Genomic DNA, 19443 nt, shown 5'->3' on the forward strand with positions numbered 1-19443 from the left:
CATCATGAATGTGCGGGAGCTCGCAGCCGCACCACCCGGACGAAGCGCACGTCCAGGTCGTCGCCCGCGCCCGTCGCGATCCGGAAGTCGGTGCCGCCGTTGAGGCGGTTCGCGAAGACGGGCCGGGGGAGGCGGAACGTCGCGGTCCTCCACGTCCCGCCGCCCGTGCGGCGCACCGCGGGCGAGCGTCCGCCCCGGTACTCGATCCACCAGTCGCCCCGGCCCGCGTCCCGGTACGTCACCTTGATCCGCACCGGCTCGCGCCGTCCGCGCAGGAACCGGTCGTCGAGATCGAAGTACAGGGACGTCTGCCCCTTCGCGCGGTCGGTGCGCAGCCCCTCGTAGGCGGTGCCGTTCTCCGGTCCGAGGACGCCGCCGTGGACGTCGGCGGTGGAGCGGCGGGCCCTGCCGTCCGGACCCGCGTCCCGCTGCACGAGCCACCGTTCGAGATTGCGCACCCACGGGCGCCCGGGCCACCGGCGGGCGCCGGTGAAAGGACCCGCCGTCTTCTTCCAGTAGGTGTCCTCGGCGTCGCGCAGCGCGGCCCACGCGTCGGGCGAGTCGGAGGCGGTCTTGCCGATGCTCAGCCGCACCCATCTCCAGTGCTGCGGATACTGCTTCATGTACGAGGGGTCCGGCACCACGTAGACCCAGTTCATCCGCAGTTGCAGCGCCTTGAGGTTCGCCTGCCGGACGGCGTAGTACGGCTCGTCCGTGTGGAAGTCGCAGTCGTTGAAGCACTCGTTCTCGGTGGCGACGACATGCCGCCCGTCGTGGACGGGCAGGGACTCGTCCACCGTCATGTGCCCGTCGGGCTCGATGCGGCTCCCGTAGGACGGCGCCTCGCTCAGGTGGAAGTTGAACACCTCGGTGAGGCCCGTCCGGATGCCGAGTCCCGCGTCGACGGCCTGCTTGGCGAACAGGTCCGTCCGCGACCCCCACGGCCCCCACGGATAGTCCTCGCCGGTGAACACGAGCTTGGAGCTGTAGGGACCGAAGACGGCGGCCAGGTCGCGCCAGGCGTGGCGGTACCACGACCGGTACTTCTCGAACGTCAGCCCCTGCTCCGCCGCCTTGGCGACCATGTCGTAGTCGTACTCCGACCACGTGAACGCGCCCGGGACGTACACGAGCCGCAGCCGCGGGTCCGCGCGCAGGCCCTCGTCGACGAACACCTTCCGGTAGAGCGCGAGCAGCCGGCCCCACACGCACTCGTTCCAGAGGGGCAGGTGGTACTGCCCGTCGTAGTCGGGGCCGAGCGGCTCCACGTCGCACTCGTCCGCGACCCACGCGGGCGCCCACCGCGATCCGCTGGCGAAGATGCGCGCCCAGAAGGGCCGCCGGTCCGCGAGCTGCCGGCCCAGCGAGGGGAGGCTCATGTCCTGGGCGAAGCCGGCGCGGCCGGTGTCCAGCGTGCCGGGGCCGTCCGGCTGGAGCTGCCGCCAGCTCAGGTCGAGGCTGCGCGTGCCGACGCCGAACTCCGGGGCCGCCGTCTCGGAGAACAGCCCCGAGTTCGCCGACGGGCGGACCCAGCCCGGCAGCGTCCAGTCGTCGCCCGGCCGCACCTCCACGCTGCCGGTGACGGCGTCCGTCGGCCCGGCGCCAGCCACGGCCGACAGGACCACCAGCCCGGCGGCCACCGCCACGATCCTCCGCCGCACCCGGTCCCCCTCCACCGTCCGCGCCTCGGCGTGCGCGTTTCCGTTCAAAAACCATGTTCATCTTTCGGGTGCGAGCACGGAAGGGCAATCCGTGACCGGAGTATCGGGTCGCGCGAGCGCGCTTGCGGTCATCCCGTTTTCGTTCACCCGCGGTCCCGTCCCTCGGCGCCGCTCGAAGGCCGACCTGGCCGATCGGTTCGCGCACCCGGGTATCGGGGCGACCGAAAAACCGACCGCCCTTCTGCCGCGTCTCATGGGTCGCGCCCCGCCGGGCGCTCCGCGAGACCGCGCCGCCGGCCGACCGTGCCGCGGCCGACCTGGCAGACGGGAGCGAGCGTGCGAGACCGACCGGCGAGACGGCGGCGCCCGTGGCGGCCGCTCCCTTCCCTGGTCGCGCATCGGGTGCCCGCGGCGGCGGGACTGGTCGTCGGCCTCGGCACCTATGCCGGATTCGCCGCCCAGGTCCCGGTGTCCGCCGGGCCGGGACCGCTCGCACTCGGCCTGTTCAGCTCCCTCGTGACCGGGGGCGGCACGTATCTGGGGCTCCTGCGCGAACGCTCACGGCGCCTGCCCCCGGCCAGGCGGCCCGACGAACCCGCGCCGCCGCCGCGCACGGTCGCGCTGTCCTACCACCCGGCCGACGCGGCGTACGCGGAGTGGGTGGCGGCCGCCGTCTCCCTCGCCGCTCACGCGCATGTCGAGATGCGCCCATGGGGGACGGCGCCCGCCGCCGCCGAGGAGGAGCAGACCTGGGAACTGGTCGTGCACTCCTCCACGAGCGAGATCGCCCCGCGCCGGGACGGGCCCCGGGCCGATGGCGGGGACGGGGCGCGCCGGATCGCGATCCGGGTCGACTCCTCCGCACGCGGCGCGGAGGCGGACCACGTCGTCGACATCGCAGGACGGCCGGAGAGCGCCGCGTGCGCGGTCATCGTCCGCGGGCTCGTCGCCTGCGGCGCCCTCGACGCCGCCGGCCCCGCTCCCGGCCCGGACCGGCTCCCCTCCCGGCGCGGGGTGCGCTTCCCGGGGGACGGGCCCCGCGTCAGCAACCTCCCCCCGCCCGACCCGGGCTTCGTCGACCGCGACGACCTGACGCGCCGCGTGCGGGCCGGCCTGGCCCGTGAGCACGCGCCCGACCGGGCGACCGCCGTCGCCCTGTGGGGGCTCGGCGGGGTGGGGAAGACGGCCCTGGCGGTCGAGTACGCCCACCGCTACGGCGGGTGCTACGACATCGTGTGGTGGCTGAACGCCGGGAGCGCGGTCGAACTGCGGCACGGGCTGCTCGGACTGGCGGCGGCGCTCGGCGTCCGCGAGCAGCCCGACGCGGACCGGGTCGTCGCCGAACTGTGGCGGACGCTGCGCGACGGCCCCCGCTGGCTGCTGGTCTACGACAACGCCGACGCCGACGCCGCGCCAGGCGGCGGGGGGAGCCCGGTCCACCACTGGCCCGCCGGCCGCGCCGGGCATGTCCTGTTCACCTCCGCGCGGTCGGACTGGGGCGGGCTGATCGATCCCGGCGGGCGCGTCGAGGTGCGCCCCATGGCGCCCGCGACGGCCGAGCGGTTCCTGTGCGACGGCGCCGGCGACGACGACCCCGACGCGGCCCGCGAGATCGCCGGAGCGCTGGGCGGGCTGCCGCTCGCCCTCGCGCACGCCGCGGCTTACTGCCGGCAGGCCGCCGTGCCGCTGCGGACCTACCGGCGGCTGCTGGACGACTCGCTCGGCCGGGTGCTGTCGCGCTTCCGCCCCGACGACCGGGTCCAGCCCGTGTCCATGACCTGGAGCCTGCTCCTCGCCCGGGCGGGGGAGCACCTGCCTGCGGCGCTCGACCTGATGCGCCTGTGGGCGATGCTCGCCCCCGTCGGGATCCCGCGCGACCTCCTCGACCCGTCGGTGCGGCTGCCCGGCGGCCTGGCGAGCCTGGCGGACGACCCCGTCGAGCTCGACCTCGCCGTCCAGCGGCTGGCCCGGTACTCCCTGGTCACCGCGGAGGCCGGGCGGGTGCACGTCCACCGGCTCGTGCAGACCGCCGTCCGGCTGGACACGGGCCCGGCCGGCGCATGGCTGGAGGCCGCCGCGGCGCTGCTCGACAGGCGGTTTCCCCGAGAGGTCGAGGACAGCGAGCGGTGGGGGGCCTGCGCGGAACTCCTGCCCCACGTCCTGGCCGTCCAGGAGCGCCACCGGGAGCGGATCGGCGGGGACGGCCGCCCGCGGTCCGAGACGGAGAGGGCGCTCGGCGACCTGCTGCACCGCGCCGGGTCCTACCTGATCGAACGGGCCGGCTACGCCGAGGCGCGCGAACCGTTGGACGCGGCCCTGGCACTGCGTGAACGCGCGTACGGAAGCGGCAGCCCGCAGTGGGCGGAGACGAAACTCCGGCAGGGCGTCCTGCTGTACAGGCTCGCCGAGCTGCCCGCCGCCCGGACGGCCATGGACGCGGCCCTGTGCGTCCGGGAGGAGACGGCGGGCCCCGACGACCCGGCGCTCTGCCCGTTCCTGGTCTGGCGGTGCGGCCTGCTGATCGAGTTCTCCGAGCTGGAGGAGGCCCGCCGCGCGGCGGAGCGGGCCCGCCGGATCCTGGAGTCCGCCGGGGTGCCGCGCGCGGACCTGCGCCGCGTCGACGTCGACGTCCTGCGCTGCACCGTGCTGTGGCGGGGAGGCCGGGTCCGCGAAGCGCTGGAGCTGATGCGGCGGAGCGTGGCCGTCCTGCGCGACGCCCACGGGGACGACGACGACCGCACCCTTCTCGGCCTGGGGCGGCTGGCCTTCGTCGAGGCCGAGATGGGAGGCCTCCTCGACGACCCCGCGATGCTCCGCCGCGCCCGGGACCGCGCCGCCGCTGCCGCCGCGGACCTGGCGCGCAGGTACGGCGACGAGCACTTCGAGGTGATGGAGCAGCACCGGGCCGAGGCCACCGCCCTGTGCGCGCTGGGCGAGCACGCCGCGGCCGAGCGGCTGCTGCGGCGCGTCGCCCGGGCGTTCCGGGAGAGCCTGGGCGAGCACCCCACGACGGTCGCCGCCGAGACCCTGCACGCGACGACGCTCGCCCGCCTGGGCGAGGCCGGCAGGGCGGACGAGATCCTGCGCGGGGGCCGCGAGCTGTACGAGCGCTTCTACGGCCCGGGCCATCCCTATGTCGCGGAAGTGCTCGCCAGGCACGGCCTCGTCCTCGCCGGGACGGGCGACGCGGAGGCGGCCGCCGGCGCCCTGCTGAGGGCGCGGCGCATCTACGAGGAACGGTACGGGCCGGAGCATCCCAAGCTGATCCCGATCCTCGCCGGCCTGGCCGGACTTCCCGGCCACCGGGGTGAGGCCGCCGAGCTCAGAGCGCGCGCGGAACGCATCCGGCAGAGCCTTTGACAACGAGACGGAGCAGCCCATCAACGTCACCGAGTTCTCAGAGATCTTCCTGACCACCCACATCAGGGCCCGGCTCACACTGGAGGGCGAGGCCGGGTTCGCCGTCGAGGAGTACTACGGCTCCTCGCGCGGCGTGCTCGGCGACCTGTTCACCGTCTGGTACACCACACCCGGCGGCCGCCAGGCGCAATGGCGCGATCCCGGGGCCGTGCCGCTGCGCGTTCGTGACGCCGCGCGCGGCACGGCCGTCTGGGAGTGCGACCGGCGGCGCAAGCTCGAAGACTTCGGGGCGCTGTTCCGCGCCCAGACCGAGCCCGTCCAGCTCATCCTTCCGGTGCTGCGCGCCGCGCCCGGCCGGAACCTGCTCCTGGACGGCACGCACCGCGCGGTCGCCGCCTACGGCTCCGGCGCCCCGGTCACCCTGTTCGTCTTCACGCTGCGGGGTCCGGCGGGCCCGGAGACGCTGCCCGACCTCGCCCACCACCTCTGATCTCCGGGATCACCAGCCGACGGGGACGAGGAGGTGCTACGGGTCGCCGTGGGAGATGAAGGACGAGCGGCCCGCGCAGTCGTCGGGGGCGCCCCCCCGCGAGCCGTCGGAGGCCCGCAGGGGACGCCCGAGCGGATCAGGGGTAGGCGACCACGTTGGCCGGGACGGTGCCCGTGCCGGACGCCTCCGGGCCCGTGTCGTTGACGACGTGCCGGATGACCCCGTTGCCGCCCAGCGAGACCGTGAGCAGGTCGTGGAACCGCACGCCGCTCCGGTTGGGAGCCTCGAAGCCGCGGGCCGCCACGATCGACGGGTCGACGTTGAAGTAGCAGTAGCCGCCGAGGCCCCAGCCCTCGTGCGCGGTGACCGAGCCGGCGACCTTGTAGGCGGCGTAGCCGTCGGGGGAGTCGCTCCGCCAGGCGGACTGGCTCGGCGGGTCGTACGGCATCTCGTTCTGGAAGAACACCGTCTTCCCGCGCTCGCCGTTCCAGACGAGCTGGTACTTCTGGTAGTGCTCGACGAAGAGCCCGTAGGCGGTGACGTCGTCGCCGTTGACGACCACGCCGTTGGCGGCGGTGTTGACCGTCCAGCCGACGCCGCTCCCGTGGTCGGCGCGCCACGCCCAGATGTGGTCCAGCAGGGCGTCGTCGCTGTTCACCACCAGGCTCGTGGCCGCCCTGCCGGGCCCGGCGCCGCCGATCCGGAAGAAGACGTCCTGCACCGAGGCGGGGTCGCCCGCGTGGTCGGCGCCCGCGCCGTCGGGGCCGAGCCGGAGCAGCACCGGAGACTCGGCCGTCCCGGCGTCGAACAGCAGCCCGGCCAGCCTGACGCCGTCGACGTCGGCCACGCTCATCGCCACCGCGCCGTTGTCCGGGACGAGGGTCGGGTAGCCGATGCCGAGCACCACCGTGCCGGGACGCGTGACGTTGATCGTCTGGCTCAGGTGGTAGACGCCGGGCGTGAACAGCAGGTCGAGGCCCTGGCCCAGCGCCGCGTTGATGGTGGCGGCCGAGTCTCCGGGCCTGGCCACGAAGAACCGCGACAGCGGGACGGAGGCTCCGGGCGTCGAGCCGCCCGACCAGGTCGTGCCGCGCGAGTCGCGCCGCAGAGCCGGGACGAGGACGCTGTACGCCCCGGACCCGTCGACGTACAGGTACGGCTTCTCCCTGGTCACCGGGCTGGTGTTCAGCGTGGTGTAGGGCGGGTTCGGGAAGCTCTGCGCGGGCGCGCCCTCGACGCCGGAGAACACCATGTTCCACACGCCGTTGAGGTTGCCGCCGATCCGGCTGTCGCGCGTCAGCCACTGCTGCTGCGAGTACGGCTGCACCTGCCCGTCCACCCTGGAGTCGGCGATGCAGCCGCCGCTGGCCCAGCCGTAGCCGGTGGGGGAGAGGTTCAGGTCACCGCGCACGTGGATGCGGCGGAACGGCGCGGCCTGCGCCACCGCCCACCGGTCCGACCCGCCGGACGGGTTGATCGCCAGGTTCTCCGCGGACCGCCAGAAGTTCTGCGTCGCGTTGCCGCCGAACCAGCCCGCGTCCACGGTGACGCCGCCGTTGATGGTGACGTCGTCGGGATTGCGGCCGAGGCCGGCGATCGAGGTGTAGAAGCCCGGGTCGGCGTTGACGTTGTAGCTGCCCGGCTTGAACAGCAGCGCGTACCGGGCCGTCCCGAACTGGTTGCTCTCCTGCTCGCGGAAGACGGCGTCGAGCCTGCCCTGGACGTCGGACGTGCTCATGGACGGGTCGAACACCAGCACGTTGGGCCCGAGGTCGCCCCCACCGGGGAGCGTGCCGCCGGAGCCCGTGTGCACGGTCAGGCCGAACAGGGAGTACCCCCACTGCGTGGCGCGGGCAGCGCCGTACATACGGACGTAGCGGCCCTTGCCGGTGACATTGACGGTCTGGGGTCCGCCGGAGCCGTTCGCGGTGGAGTAGAGCGAGGTCCAGTCGGCGGCGTTGTCGGAGACCTGGATCTGGAAGGTCCTGGCGTACGCGCTCTCCCAGTTGAGGACCACCTGGCAGATGTCCTGCGCGCTGCCGAGGTCGACCTGGAGCCACTGCGGGTCGGTGAAGGCGCTCGACCAGCGGGTCGCGGGGTCCCCGTCGACGGCGGCGGAGGCGGGGAAGGACGCGTTCTCGGCGGAGGAGGAGGTCGCGGGCCGGTTCAGCGCCGCGTCCGACGGGCCGCACGCCGCCGCGGCGGCGCGGCCGGACGGGCCCGGAACGGCGAGCGCGACCACGAGGAGCAGGGCGGAGACGGCGGCCGTCCAGGCTCTCCTGGACGGTCCTCGGGGCGGGACGGGATGCATGCGCATCTCCTTCGCGTGGGTGGGTGAGCGGGGGCCCTCAGAACACGCGCGTTATTTCACATCATGATTTAAGGTCGAAATTATATGGGCGTCAAGGGTCCAATTTGCGTGGATTTGACCTTCCGTCCTGACAGCCCCCGCACCGCCCCCGAATGCTCCGTCCCTACCCCTGTGGAACGTTCCGAGTTCCCGACAGCGATCACTGACTCCACTGCCGTCCTGGCCGAGTCTGTGCACGTCAGAGAAGTGAATGACGGACTTCGAGCAGGTTTCCGCCGAGGTGATGACGGATGTCGAGCAGTGGTGTTACGTTCCACCGCGTGACATCGAGCATGCGACGGGCGCAGATCGTGTCGTCCCTGCGCGCCAAGGGCGCCGCTTCCGTCCGGGAGCTGGCCGAGACCCTCCAGGTCAGCGAGTCCACGATTCGCCGCGACCTGGACGTGCTCGACCGCAACGGCGAGCTGCTGCGCACCTACGGGGGAGCGGCGCTGTCCCCGCGCCCGGCGGCGCCGGAGATCTCCTTCGCGGCGTCGGCCGAGCACGACAGCGACGAGAAGGCGGCGGTGGCCGCGCGGGCGGCGAAGCTCGTCGAGGACGACATGGTCGTGGTCCTCGACATCGGCACCAGCACCCGGCTCCTCGCCCGGCACCTGCGCGGGCGGCCCGTCACCGTCATCACCGCCAACCTGGCCGTGCTGGACGAACTGCGCGACGACGACGCCGTCCGGCTGTGCCTGCTCGGCGGTGTCGTGCGGCGCAACTACCTCTCGCTCGTCGGCTCGCTGACCGAGACCGCGCTCCGCCAGGTCCGCGCCGACCTGGTGTTCCTCAGCTGCACGGGGGTGCGGCCCGACGGCCATGTCATGGACGACATGGAGGTCGAGACACCGATCAAGCAGGCGATGCTGGAGTCGGCCGACCGGGTGGTGCTGGTCGCCTCCGAGGCCAAGTTCCCCGGCACCGGATCTCTGCGCGTGTGCTCGCTCGACCGCGTCGACGCGCTCGTCACGACGGCCGGGGCCGACCCCCGGACTCTGGAGGTCTGCCGCGAGGCGGGCGGAAAGGTGTACATCGCATGAAGTTGGCCATTCTCGGCGGCGGCGGGTTCCGGGTGCCCTACGTGTACCAGGCCCTGCTGCGCGACCCCGGCTCCCCGCGCATCGAGGAGGTCTGGCTGCAGGACTCCGACGCCGGCCGCCTGGCCGGGATGGCGGAGGTCCTCGCGGCGCTCGCCGGCGGAGCCGAGGACGCCCCGCGCGTGTTCACCAGCACCGGGCTCGACGCGGCGCTGGAGGGCGCCGACTTCGTCTTCGCCGCCGTCCGCGTGGGCGGCCTGCGGGGGCGGGTGTGCGACGAGCGCGTGGCGCTGGACCTGAACGTGCTCGGCCAGGAGACCACCGGCCCCGGCGGGATCGCGTACGGGCTGCGCACCATCCCCGTGATGCTCGACGTCGCGCACCGCGTGAAGGCCCTCGCGCCGGACGCCTACGTCATCAACTTCACCAACCCCGCCGGAATGATCACCGAGGCGATGCAGGGTGTGCTCGGCGACCGGGTGCTCGGCATCTGCGACACCCCGTCCGGCCTCGGCATGCGGGTCGCCGCCGCGCTCGGCCTGGAACCGGACCGGATCCGGCTCGACTACGTCGGCCTGAACCACCTCGGCTGGATGCGCCGCGTCCTGCACGACGGCGTGGACGTCCTGCCCGACCTGCTCGCCGACGACGCCCTGCTCGGGACGCTGGAGGAGGGCGTGGTCTTCGGCCGCGAGTGGCTGCGCGACCTCGGCCTCATCCCCAACGAGTACCTGTACTACTACTACTTCAACCGGGAGGCGGTCCGCGCCACCCTGGACGCGCCGCAGACGCGCGGCGAGTTCCTGCTCAAGCAGCAGGAGGCGTTCTACGAGCGGATCGCCGCGGCGTCGGGCGGGGCGGCCATGGAGCTGTGGCGCGAGACCGTCGCCTCCCGCAGCGCGAGCTACATGGCCGAGATGAAGGGCGCGCGGACCGGCGAGGCGCTCGACGACCACTCCGGCGTCGACCCCGCCGAGGAGGGCTACGCCCGGGTCGCGCTGAACGTGATGGCCGCGATCAGCCGCGACGAGCCCGCCTCCATGATCCTCAACGTGCGGAACGGCGGGACCGTCACCGCGCTGCCCCCGGACGCGGTCGTCGAGGTGCCCGTCACCGTCGACGCCGGCGGCGTCCACCCGCTGCCGCTCGACCAGCCCGACCTGCACCAGGCAGGGCTGATGCAGCAGGTCAAGGCCGTCGAGCGGCTGACCGTCGGCGCGGCCGTCACCGGCTCGCGGACCGAGGCCGCCAAGGCCTTCGCCCTGCACCCCCTGGTCGACTCGGCGCGGATCGGCCGGCAGCTGCTCGACGGCTACATCGACCGGATCCCCGAGGTCGCCGCCGTCTTCTCCCGTGAGGAGTCGTCATGACCGTGGAAACCCTCGGCGGGAGCCCGCCCGTGGACCATTCCGGCCCGGCCGGGGCCGCGGCCCCCGGGCAGCCGCCCGAGCCCTCCCTGGCCGACCCGTGCACCGAGCGCGTCCCGGCCGGCGACCTGCTGCGCGGCGGGGACGCCTCCGGCCCGGCGCCCGAGCTGGACGTCTTCCTGAGCGGCCAGGTCTTCATGGACATGATCTTCACCGGGCTGCCGGGGCTGCCCCCGCCCGGGACCGAGATGTTCACCGAGGGCCTCGGCTCGGCGCCCGGCGGCGCCGCCAACATCGCGGTGGCGATGAGCCGGCTCGGCCTGCGGGTCGGGCTCGCGGCCCCGTTCGGCGACGACATGTTCGGCGCCTACCTGTGGCGGACGCTCGCCGAGCAGGAGGGCATCGACCTCGGGCACTCCCGCCGCATCAAAGGCTGGCCCACCCCGGTCACGGTGTCGCTCGCCTACGACTCCGACCGCAGCATGGTCACCTACGCCAGGCCCCTGCCGGACCTCGGCCCCGGCGAGACGGGCGACGCGGAGGCGGTGCTCGGCTCCCCGCCGCCGGCCGCGCGCGCCTGCTTCGTCGACATCGAGCATCCGGTGCCGGGCTGGGCGAAGGAGATGCGGCGGGAGGGCGCCGCGGTGTTCGCCGACATCGGCTGGGACGCCACCGAGACGTGGTCCAGCGAGGTCCTCGACCGGCTGGAGCACGTGGACGTGTTCCTGCCCAACGCCGTGGAGGCCATGGCCTACACCCGCACGAGCACGCCGGAGGACGCGGCCCGCGCCCTGTCGGCGCGGGTCCCGGTCGTCGTCGTCAAGCGCGGCGGCGCGGGCGCCATCGCGATCGACTCGGCGACCGGGGAGGTCGCCGAGACCGACGCGCTGCCGGTGCGGCCGCTCGACGCGACCGGCGCCGGCGACGTGTTCGGCGCGGGGTTCCTGTTCGGGACGCTCGCCGGCCTCCCGCTCCCGGAGCGGCTGCGGTTCGCCAACCTGTGCGCGGGCCTGTCGGTCCGGCACCGCAGCGGCTCGCTCGGCGCACCGTGCTGGGGGGAGATCGCCGCGTTCGGCGAGTCCGGCGAGGTGCCCGAGTCCGTCCTCGAACCGTACGCGTTCGTCGTCGATTTCATCCCCGACTCGGCGACCGACACGGTCGTCCGGGCCGAACCCACCCTCCGGGCCGACCACTAGCGCGCCGTCCCCGGCCGGCGCGGACACAGCAGGACAGACAGCACTAGGGAGCCGTAGCAATGCCGACACTGACGAGGCGAGGAGCGGCCGCGGCGGCCGCGGCCCTCGCGACCCTGCTCGCGGCGGCGTGCGCCCCGGGCTCGTCCGGCGACAAGCCGGAGAGCAAGGCGCCCGCCGCGGTGAGCACCGACGTGGCCAAGGCCGGGAACGTGACGCTCACCGTCTGGGACCAGGAGGTCCAGGGCGGGCAGAAGAAGCAGATCGAGGAGCTGAACAAGCGCTTCGAGGCCAAGTACCCCAACGTGAAGATCAAGCGGGTGTCGCGGTCGTTCAGCGACCTGCAGAAGACGCTCCGGCTCGCGCTGTCGGGCGGCAGCCCGCCCGACGTCGTGGAGGCCAACCAGGGCTACGCGTCCATGGCGCAGTACGTCAAGGCCGGGATGCTCCTCCCGCTCGACTCCTACGACCAGGTCTACGGGTGGCGCAAGCGCTATCCCAAGGGCCTGACGGACCTGAACAGCGTCACCCAGGACGGCAAGCTCATCGGGTCCGGCAACCTGTACGGCGTCTCGCTCAACGGTGAGATCGTCGGGCTCTACTACAACAAGGAGAAGCTCGCCAAGCTCGGCGTCCAGCCGCCGAAGAGCTGGGCGGAGTTCGACCAGGCGCTCGCCACGGCCAAGGGCAAGGGCGAGGTCCCGATCGCGTTCGGCAACCTGGAGAAGCTGCCCGCGATGCAGCTGTACGGCATCCTCCAGGACGGCGTCGCCGACAAGGAGGCCGTCCGCAAGCTCGTGTTCGGCAGCGGCGGCTCCTGGACCGACGCCCCGAACGTCCAGGCGGCGCAGAAGCTCGGCGACTGGTCGAAGAAGGGGTACTTCACCAAGGACGCCAACGCCGTCAAGTGGGACGACACCCCCGTCAACTTCGCCAAGGGCGACGGCGTGTTCATGTTCGGCGGGACATGGTGGGCCTCCGAGCTGAGCGACAAGATGAAGGACAAGGTCGGCTTCATGGCGCCGCCCCCGGCGCAGGCCGGGTCGCCGTCGGCCACGATGGGCGGGGAGAGCCTGCCCTGGTCGATCACGTCCAAGAGCAAGAACCCGGACGTCGCCGCCGCCTACATCAACTTCATCACCTCCCCGGAGGCGATGGACGTCTCGGTCGAGACCGGCAACCTGCCGGCGCTCGCCGCGCCCTCCAAGCAGCCGGCCGGGCCGCTGCTGAAGGAGGTGTCGACGGCGTGGGCGGAGCTGAGCAAGAACGACGGCATCACACCGTACCTCGACTACGCGACGCCGACCTTCACCGACGCGTTCGGCGGACCGCTGCAGGAGCTCGTCGCCGGGCGCAAGCCGGCCGACGCGGTCATGAAGGCGGCCCAGGACGACTACTCCGCCTTCCAGAAGAAGAAGTAGGAACCGGCCATGCCCGCTCCGGCCGCGCCTCGCCTGCGCGCGGCCGGGGCGGGACGGCGCCGCACGCACGACCAAGGAGCCCGCCCATGACGACCGTCGCGCGGCGAAAGACCACCAAGTCCAGGCGCGGGGCCCCGCCCCCGCGCGCGGCGCACCGGCGCGTCCGCGCCGCCTCCGGATCTCCCGGCGAGCCCGGCCGGATCGGCTGGCTGTACACGCTGCCGGCCCTGCTGGTCTACGGGACGTTCCTGCTGTGGCCGCTGGCGCGGGGAGCGCAGTTCTCCCTCTACCACTGGGACGGCCTGGGCGAGGCGACGTGGGCGGGGTTCTCCAACTACACCGCCACCTGGTCGGACCCGTCGCTGCGCGGCGCGTTCGGGCACCTGCTCATCCTCATCCTGTTCTACTCGGTGCTGCCGTGCTGCATCGCGTTCGTGCTGGTCGCCGCCATGTCGCGGACGAAGATCCGCGGCCTGACGTTCTTCCGGACCGTGCTGTTCCTGCCGCAGGTCGTCGCGATGGTCGCGGTGGCCGTGGCGTGGCAGTGGGTGTACTCCGCCGACGGGCCGGTCAACACCGTCCTCGGCTGGCTGCACGCGCTCGGGCTGCCGGACTGGAGGCGCGGCTGGTTCGGCGACTTCACCTTCGCGCTGCCCGCGGTCGGGGCCGTCGGGACGTGGGTGGGGATCGGCCTGGCGATGGTGCTGTTCCTCGCCGGGGTGCAGAAGATCCCGCGGGAGCTGTACGAGGCCGCGAGGATCGACGGCGCCGGGCCCGTCCGCGAGTTCTTCGCGGTGACCCTGCCGGGGCTGCGGCGCGAGCTGGCGGTGGCGCTCACGCTGACGACGATCATGGCGATCCGCAACTTCGACCTCATCTACATGGCCACCGCAGGCGGGCCGGGCGACGCGACGAAGGTCCCCGCCTACGAGGTCTACAACCGCACGTTCAACACCGGCGAGGTCGGCCTCGGCTGCGCGATCGGCGTCACGCTGGCGGTGCTGGCGTTCGCCGTCACCGCCGGCGTCCGGCGGCTCGTGGAAGGGAAGGACGCATGAACGTCCGGGCCGAACGGTTCGCCAACCACGCGATCCTCGTCGTCTTCTCGGTCATCGCGGTGTTCCCGATGATCGGGGTCGTCACACAGGCGCTCCAGCTGCCGCACGCCGACCTGTCCACGTTCGGGACGGCCTGGCGCGAGGGCCACTTCGCGACCTACCTGCGCAACAGCGTCATCGTCACCACCGTCACCGTCGTCGTGTCCGCGGTGCTGTCGATCATGGCGGGGTACGCGCTCGGCACCATGCGGTTCCGCGGCGCCGGCGCCCTGTTCCTGGTGTTCGTGGCCGGGCTGACGATCCCGACGGAGGCCGTCGTCGTCCCGCTGTACTTCGACCTGAGGTCGGCCGGGCTCGACAACAGCTACGCCGGGCTCATCCTCCCGCAGGTGGCCATGTCGGTGGCGTTCGGCACCTTCTGGATGCGCGCCTACTTCCGCAGCATCCCCCGGTCGCTGCTGGAGGCGGCGCGCATCGACGGCGCGTCCGGCTGGACGACGCTGTGGCGCGTGCTCGTGCCGGTCGGCCGCCCGGCCATCCTCACCATGGTGCTGCTGACCACCATGTGGACCTGGAACGAGTTCCTGCTCCCGCTGGTGATCGTCAACTCCGACGAAGGGCTGCGCACCGCGCCGCTCGGGCTGTCCTTCTTCCAGGGCACCCACAAGACCGACTACTCACTGCTCATGGCGGGCGCGCTGATCATCGCCGCGCCCATCGTGATCGTCTATGTCTTCCTGCAGCGACAGTTCATCGCAGGAATGCTCTCGGGGGCCGTCAAGGAGTAGGGAAAGAACAGGAGAGTTCATGCGAAGACTCGCCCTACCCGCAGTCCTGTCCGCCGCACTCGCGGCAATGTCCGTCGCCTTCGCGGGTCCGCCCGCGCGGGCGGCCGGCCCGGGCGGCTCCGGTTCCGCCGACGGCCGGCTCGACGTCTTGTTCGTCGGGGCGCACCCCGACGACGAGGCCGGCGCCCTGTCGACCCTCGGCCAGTGGAACGAGGACGCCAAGGCGAAGATCGGAGTTCTCACCGTCACCCGCGGCGAGGGCGGCGGCAACGCCTCGGGAACCGAGGAGGGCCCGGCGCTCGGGCTGCTCCGCGAGAACGAGGAGCGGCGCGCCGTCGGCAAGGCGGGCGTCACCGACATCCACTATCTGGACAAGGTCGACTTCTACTACACGGTGAGCACCCCGCTCACCGCCGACACCTGGGACCACGACAAGACCCTGGAGAAGGTCGTCCGGCTCGTCCGCGAGACGCGGCCGAAGGTGATCGTCACCATGGTCCCCGCACCCCTTCCGGGCCAGCACGGCAACCACCAGCAGGCGGCGCGGCTCGCGACGGAGGCCTACTTCGCCGCCGCCGACCCGAAGGCCTACCCCGCGCAGCTCGGCGGCGAGGGGCTGGGCACGTGGGCGCCGGGGCGCCTGTTCCAGACCGGCGGAGCGTCGGGGCCCGCCGGCTCCGGCTGCGCCGCCAAGGGCACGCCGTCCGCCGCCGCGTCGCTCACCTACGGCGTGTGGGGAGGCCGCGCGTCCGCCCGCAACGGCGGCAAGACGTGGGCGCAGGTGGAGCGCGAGGCCCAGCGGACGTACGTCAGCCAGGGCTGGGGCGGGTTCCCGGACGTTCCGTCCGACCCGGCCCAGATCGGCTGCGACTACTTCCGGCAGATCCACAGCCGCGTCCCGTTCACGCTCGGGAACACCGACCCGTCCGCGATGCTCGAAGGCGCTGTGGTGCCGGCGAAGGGCGGGCTCCCGCTGGGCAGCCGGTTCTCGCTGACGACGGACGCGTTCGGCGTGACCGCGGGACGCCCCTTCAAGGTGACCGCGCACGCGAGCTCGCCCGAGCGGCTGCCGGCGGCGAAGGCGACGCTCGCGGTCCCGACGGGTTGGAACGTGACAGGTTCCGGTGAGCTGGGGACCGTCGGCGCATCCGAGCGCACCGCGACCTTCACCGTCACGCCTCCGGCCGGGGTCAAGGCCGGGCGCACGCAGCTCTCGGCGATGCTCACCGGCGGCGCCGCCAAGGGCCAGACGGCCGCGTCCGTTGAGGTCAGGCCCGCCGTCACCGGCGTCCTGGAACCGCTGCCCCGCGTGTCGGACTTCGACACCTGGGCGGACGGGACGGGCGTCCCGGCGCTGACGGGGCAGGTGAAGCGGGTGCTGACGCTGGCGTCCGGCGCCTCCCGCCAGGTGCGCGTGGACCTGTCCAACACGACCGCCTCGGCCCAGTCCGGCACGGTCGCGCTGGGCCTGCCCGCCGGCTTCACGGCCGACGCCGCGTCCAAGCCCTACACCCTCGACGCGGGCAAGACGGGCTCGGCCACCTTCACCGTCACCAACACCGACAAGTCGCTGCCCACCTCCAACCAGGGCGGGACCGACGGCGACCACGACCTGACCATCACCACGACCTCCTCCGGCGGCGCCGACGTGCAGAACGGCGCCCTCGAACTGGTCCCGACGGCCGAACTGCCGAAGGCGGCGACCGCTCCGGCGGTCGACGGAAAGGAGTCGCCCGGCGAGTACCCCGGACCCGAGCTGAACCTGTCCCGGCGCTGGGAGGGGTCGGCGTGCGAGTCCGCCGACGACTGCTCGGCCACCGGCAAGGTCACCTGGACCGACAAGGCGCTGCACGTGCTGGTCAAGGTCCGCGACGACAAGCAGGGCACGGTGCTCGGCGCCGACGACTGCAAGCGGCACTGGCGCACCGACTCGGTCGAGATCGGGATCGACCCGCGCGGCGACTCGGAGAACACCTCCACCACGTTCAAGACCGGGATCTTCCCCAAGATGTCGGACGGGAAGCCGTGCTTCGAGCGCGACGCGGACGCGCGCCAGGGCCCGGGCGAGGAGACCGCGCCCGGCATGCGGGTCGCCTCGACGGTCGCCGACCCCTACGACGGGTACGTCATCGAGGCGGAGATCCCGTTCACGGCGCTGCCGACCGCGGTGGACCCGCGGCGCATGGGCCTGAACGTCTTCGTCTACGACTCCGACACCCAGGACAAGACCGGCCAGACCCGGATCGGCTGGTCGACCTGGGGCGGCGTCCAGGGTGACCCGTACCGCTGGGGCCTGGTGTCCCTGCCCGGCCACACCCCGCCGTCCGGCATGCCGACCACGCTCCCGCCGCCGGTCATGCCGACCGACGCGACGCGGTCGGTGAACGCACCCGAGTCGATCATCCAGGCGGTGCGCACGGGCGTCCCGCTCGCCGCGGGTCCCGCGGCGCCGCGCTCGGACACCGCGAGGATCGCCGGCCGGCCGTCCGTCTCCGGCGGCTCGGCCACCGTGCGCCTCGTCGCGACCGGACCGGGCACCGCGCACGTCCACGTGTGGGACGGCAAGCTGCTCGGCACCAAGGAGGTCCGGATCCGCGAGGCGGGCACCACCACCGTGACCGTGCCGGGCGCGACCGGCATCCTCACCGTGGCCTTCGAGGCGGCGAAGGGGGGAACGGCGAGCAGCGCCGTCCGCCTGGGCGGCTGACGCGGTTCCGCCGGGCCGGGGGGAGCGGGCACGCCCCCCGGCCCGGCGGCACGGCGCATGAACACCGGGGCGCATTGAACTCCGTCCCGCCGGGGCGCGTACCCCCACGCGTAGATCGACACCCCGGAACCGGGAGGGTTCATGAGGCGCCGGAAGAGCGTGAGGAACAGCCGGCTGCGCACCGCGGTCACGACGACCGCGGTGGCGGCCGGATCCGCCGGGCTCCTGGCCGGCGCGCTGTACGTCGTGCACGCCGAGGGGCGGTCCGGCGGCCAGGAGGCGAGGCTCGCCGGCGACGCCCGCGCCGGCCGGCCCGCCACGGGACAGGCCGCCGCGAAGGCCGCCGGGATCGCCGGCCGTCTCGGCGACCGCACGACCGGCGCCTACGTCGACTCCGCGGGACGCCCCGTCGTCACGGTCACGAACGCCGCGGACGCCGCCGCGGTGCGCGCCGCGGGTGCCGTTCCGAAGATGACGGAGCGCAGCCCGGCGACGCTCAGGCGGGTGACCGGCGCCCTGCGCGACTCGGTGTCGGACATCCCCGGCACCGGCTGGGCCGTGGACCCCGCGACGTCCAAGGTCACGGTCTGGACGGACGACACGGTCACCGGAGCGCGGCTGGCCGCCGTCCAGCGCACCGCGAGCCGGATGGGGTCGGCGGTCCGGATGGTCCGCATCCAGGGCGCGCTGCACACGTTCGCCCTCGGCGGCGACGCGATCTTCGGCCAGGGCGCGCGCTGCTCGCTCGGCTTCAACGTCAGGCGCGGCGGGCAGGACTTCTTCCTCACCGCCGGCCACTGCGGCAACGAGGTGCGGAACTGGGCCGCCGACGAGGAGGGCGCCGAGGCCCTCGGCACGACGGTGGACAGCGACTTCCCGGGCAACGACTTCGCGCTCGTCCAGACCGGGCAGGGCGGGGCGGGCGAGAGCGCGGTCAACCTCTACAACGGCCAGGCGCAGCAGATCACCGGGGCCGGCGAGGCCGTGGTCGGCCAGCGCGTGCTCCGCAGCGGCAGCACGACCGGCGTCCGCTCCGGCAGCGTCACCGCCACCGGCGCCACCGTGAACTTCGCCGAGGGCACGGTCACCGGCATGATCCAGACGACGGTGTGCGCGGAGCCCGGCGACAGCGGCGGCCCCCTCTTCGCCGGCGGCACCGCGCTCGGCCTCACCTCCGGCGGCTCGGGCGACTGCCGGACCGGCGGCGTCACCTTCTTCCAACCCGTCACCGAGGCCCTCCAGGTCTTCGGCGCCGAGATCGGCTGACCCGCGAAACGAAGCCCGGGCCACATTCGGCCTGGGCTTCCTTTTGCGCGCGGTGTCGCCTGCGACACCTGAGGCATGAATCGGGTGACAACGAGGCGGATCGGCTGAAAGGCTGTGCGCGCACCGTGTACTGGGTGCCTTCAGGGGACAGCGAGGAGGCGACGGCTGTGACCGTCTCGATGGTGAAGGGCCAGCGGATCTCGCTGGAGAAGCCCGGCGGCGCGCTCAGCATGGTCCGGATGGGCCTCGGGTGGGACGCGGTGAAGAAGAAGGGCTTCTTCGGCTCCCGGGAACGGGAGATCGACCTCGACGCGTCCTGCGTGCTCTTCGCCGACGGCAACCTCGCCGACGTCGTCTACTTCGGCAAGCTGGTCAGCGACGACGGGTCGGTCCGGCACACCGGCGACAACCTCACCGGGGCGGGGGACGGCGACGACGAGTCCGTCATCGTCGACCTGGGCAGGCTGCCCGTCCACGTCACCTCGCTGGTGTTCACCGTCAGCTCCTTCAACGGGCAGACGTTCAACGAGGTGGAGAACGCCTTCTGCCGCCTGGTCAACGAGATCGACGGCGGCGAGCTGGCCCGCTACACGCTGACCGGCGGCGGCGCCCACACCGCCATGGTGATGGCCCGCCTCTACCGGCACGGCGAGACCTGGAAGATGAACGCGATCGGCGAGCCGTGCCATGGCCGCACCTTCCAGGACATGCTGCCCACGATCATCGGTCTCGCCTGACCGCC

Annotated in this window: 13 protein-coding genes; 11 read left to right on the plus strand and 2 right to left on the minus strand. The window is 73.2% G+C overall.

The annotated features are described in order from the left end of the window. Window positions 1-2 precede the first annotated feature (2 nt). Window positions 3-1709 carry a hypothetical protein gene (locus tag ACQEU6_RS00490; protein WP_499328482.1) on the minus strand — a complete coding sequence of 569 codons (1707 nt, stop codon included), beginning with the start codon at window positions 1707-1709 and terminating at the stop codon, window positions 3-5. 288 nt (window positions 1710-1997) lie between these two features. On the opposite strand from ACQEU6_RS00490, the gene ACQEU6_RS00495 reads away from it, so the two are divergent. Beyond that, window positions 1998-5021, plus strand: coding sequence for a tetratricopeptide repeat protein (locus tag ACQEU6_RS00495; protein WP_499328484.1), 3024 nt, complete (start codon window positions 1998-2000; stop codon window positions 5019-5021). Continuing rightward, on the plus strand, window positions 4969-5511 hold the full coding sequence (locus tag ACQEU6_RS00500; RefSeq protein WP_499328486.1) for a hypothetical protein: 543 nt from the start codon (window positions 4969-4971) through the stop codon (window positions 5509-5511). The genes ACQEU6_RS00495 and ACQEU6_RS00500 overlap by 53 nt, the downstream gene beginning before the upstream one ends. Window positions 5512-5647: 136 nt before the next feature. Here ACQEU6_RS00500 and ACQEU6_RS00505 read toward each other — a convergent pair whose 3' ends face one another. Then, window positions 5648-7822, minus strand: coding sequence for a pectate lyase-like domain-containing protein (locus ACQEU6_RS00505; RefSeq protein WP_499328487.1), 2175 nt, complete (start codon window positions 7820-7822; stop codon window positions 5648-5650). A 320-nt stretch (window positions 7823-8142) separates the two neighbouring features. Between ACQEU6_RS00505 and ACQEU6_RS00510 the strand changes: the two genes are divergently transcribed. The 9 genes from ACQEU6_RS00510 (at window position 8143) to ACQEU6_RS00550 (ending at window position 19438) form a co-directional block, all read left to right on the plus strand. Then, on the plus strand, window positions 8143-8904 hold the full coding sequence (locus ACQEU6_RS00510; protein ID WP_499328488.1) for a DeoR/GlpR family DNA-binding transcription regulator: 762 nt from the start codon (window positions 8143-8145) through the stop codon (window positions 8902-8904). Continuing rightward, a complete protein-coding gene (locus ACQEU6_RS00515; protein ID WP_499328489.1) occupies window positions 8901-10271 on the plus strand; it encodes a 6-phospho-beta-glucosidase in 1371 nt (456 codons plus the stop codon). The genes ACQEU6_RS00510 and ACQEU6_RS00515 overlap by 4 nt, the downstream gene beginning before the upstream one ends. Further along, complete coding sequence (locus tag ACQEU6_RS00520) at window positions 10268-11464, plus strand: carbohydrate kinase family protein (protein ID WP_499328490.1); 1197 nt, start codon at window positions 10268-10270, stop codon at window positions 11462-11464. The genes ACQEU6_RS00515 and ACQEU6_RS00520 overlap by 4 nt, the downstream gene beginning before the upstream one ends. Window positions 11465-11523: 59 nt before the next feature. After that, window positions 11524-12882 carry an extracellular solute-binding protein gene (locus ACQEU6_RS00525; RefSeq protein ID WP_499328491.1) on the plus strand — a complete coding sequence of 453 codons (1359 nt, stop codon included), beginning with the start codon at window positions 11524-11526 and terminating at the stop codon, window positions 12880-12882. An 86-nt stretch (window positions 12883-12968) separates the two neighbouring features. Next, window positions 12969-13940 (plus strand): carbohydrate ABC transporter permease, encoded by a 972-nt coding sequence (locus ACQEU6_RS00530; protein WP_499328492.1) that lies wholly within the window; start codon window positions 12969-12971, stop codon window positions 13938-13940. Further along, a complete protein-coding gene (locus ACQEU6_RS00535; protein WP_499328493.1) occupies window positions 13937-14728 on the plus strand; it encodes a carbohydrate ABC transporter permease in 792 nt (263 codons plus the stop codon). Before ACQEU6_RS00530 ends, ACQEU6_RS00535 begins: the two co-directional genes overlap by 4 nt. A 19-nt stretch (window positions 14729-14747) precedes the next feature. Beyond that, a complete protein-coding gene (locus ACQEU6_RS00540) occupies window positions 14748-17435 on the plus strand; it encodes a sugar-binding protein (protein ID WP_499328495.1) in 2688 nt (895 codons plus the stop codon). Between the two features lie 141 nt (window positions 17436-17576). Further along, window positions 17577-18701, plus strand: a complete 1125-nt coding sequence (locus ACQEU6_RS00545) for a S1 family peptidase (protein WP_499328498.1) — start codon at window positions 17577-17579, stop codon at window positions 18699-18701. A gap of 167 nt (window positions 18702-18868) precedes the next feature. After that, window positions 18869-19438, plus strand: a complete 570-nt coding sequence (locus tag ACQEU6_RS00550; protein WP_499328500.1) for a TerD family protein — start codon at window positions 18869-18871, stop codon at window positions 19436-19438. Window positions 19439-19443: the final 5 nt, after the last annotated feature.

Source organism: Spirillospora sp. CA-108201 (genome assembly GCF_050936235.1).
GTDB lineage: Bacteria > Actinomycetota > Actinomycetes > Streptosporangiales > Streptosporangiaceae > Spirillospora.

Excerpts from the sequence above, each read along its gene's own strand:
- ACQEU6_RS00525 (WP_499328491.1), top strand. The coding sequence starts at position 11,524 with ATGCCGACACTGACGAGGCGAGGAGCGGCCGCGGCGGCCGCGGCCCTC.
- ACQEU6_RS00535 (WP_499328493.1), top strand. The coding sequence starts at position 13,937 with ATGAACGTCCGGGCCGAACGGTTCGCCAACCACGCGATCCTCGTCGTC.
- ACQEU6_RS00545 (WP_499328498.1), top strand. The coding sequence starts at position 17,577 with ATGAGGCGCCGGAAGAGCGTGAGGAACAGCCGGCTGCGCACCGCGGTC.
- ACQEU6_RS00520 (WP_499328490.1), top strand. The coding sequence starts at position 10,268 with ATGACCGTGGAAACCCTCGGCGGGAGCCCGCCCGTGGACCATTCCGGC.
- ACQEU6_RS00540 (WP_499328495.1), top strand. The coding sequence starts at position 14,748 with ATGCGAAGACTCGCCCTACCCGCAGTCCTGTCCGCCGCACTCGCGGCA.
- ACQEU6_RS00515 (WP_499328489.1), top strand. The coding sequence starts at position 8,901 with ATGAAGTTGGCCATTCTCGGCGGCGGCGGGTTCCGGGTGCCCTACGTG.
- ACQEU6_RS00530 (WP_499328492.1), top strand. The coding sequence starts at position 12,969 with ATGACGACCGTCGCGCGGCGAAAGACCACCAAGTCCAGGCGCGGGGCC.
- ACQEU6_RS00505 (WP_499328487.1), bottom strand. The coding sequence starts at position 7,822 with ATGCATCCCGTCCCGCCCCGAGGACCGTCCAGGAGAGCCTGGACGGCC.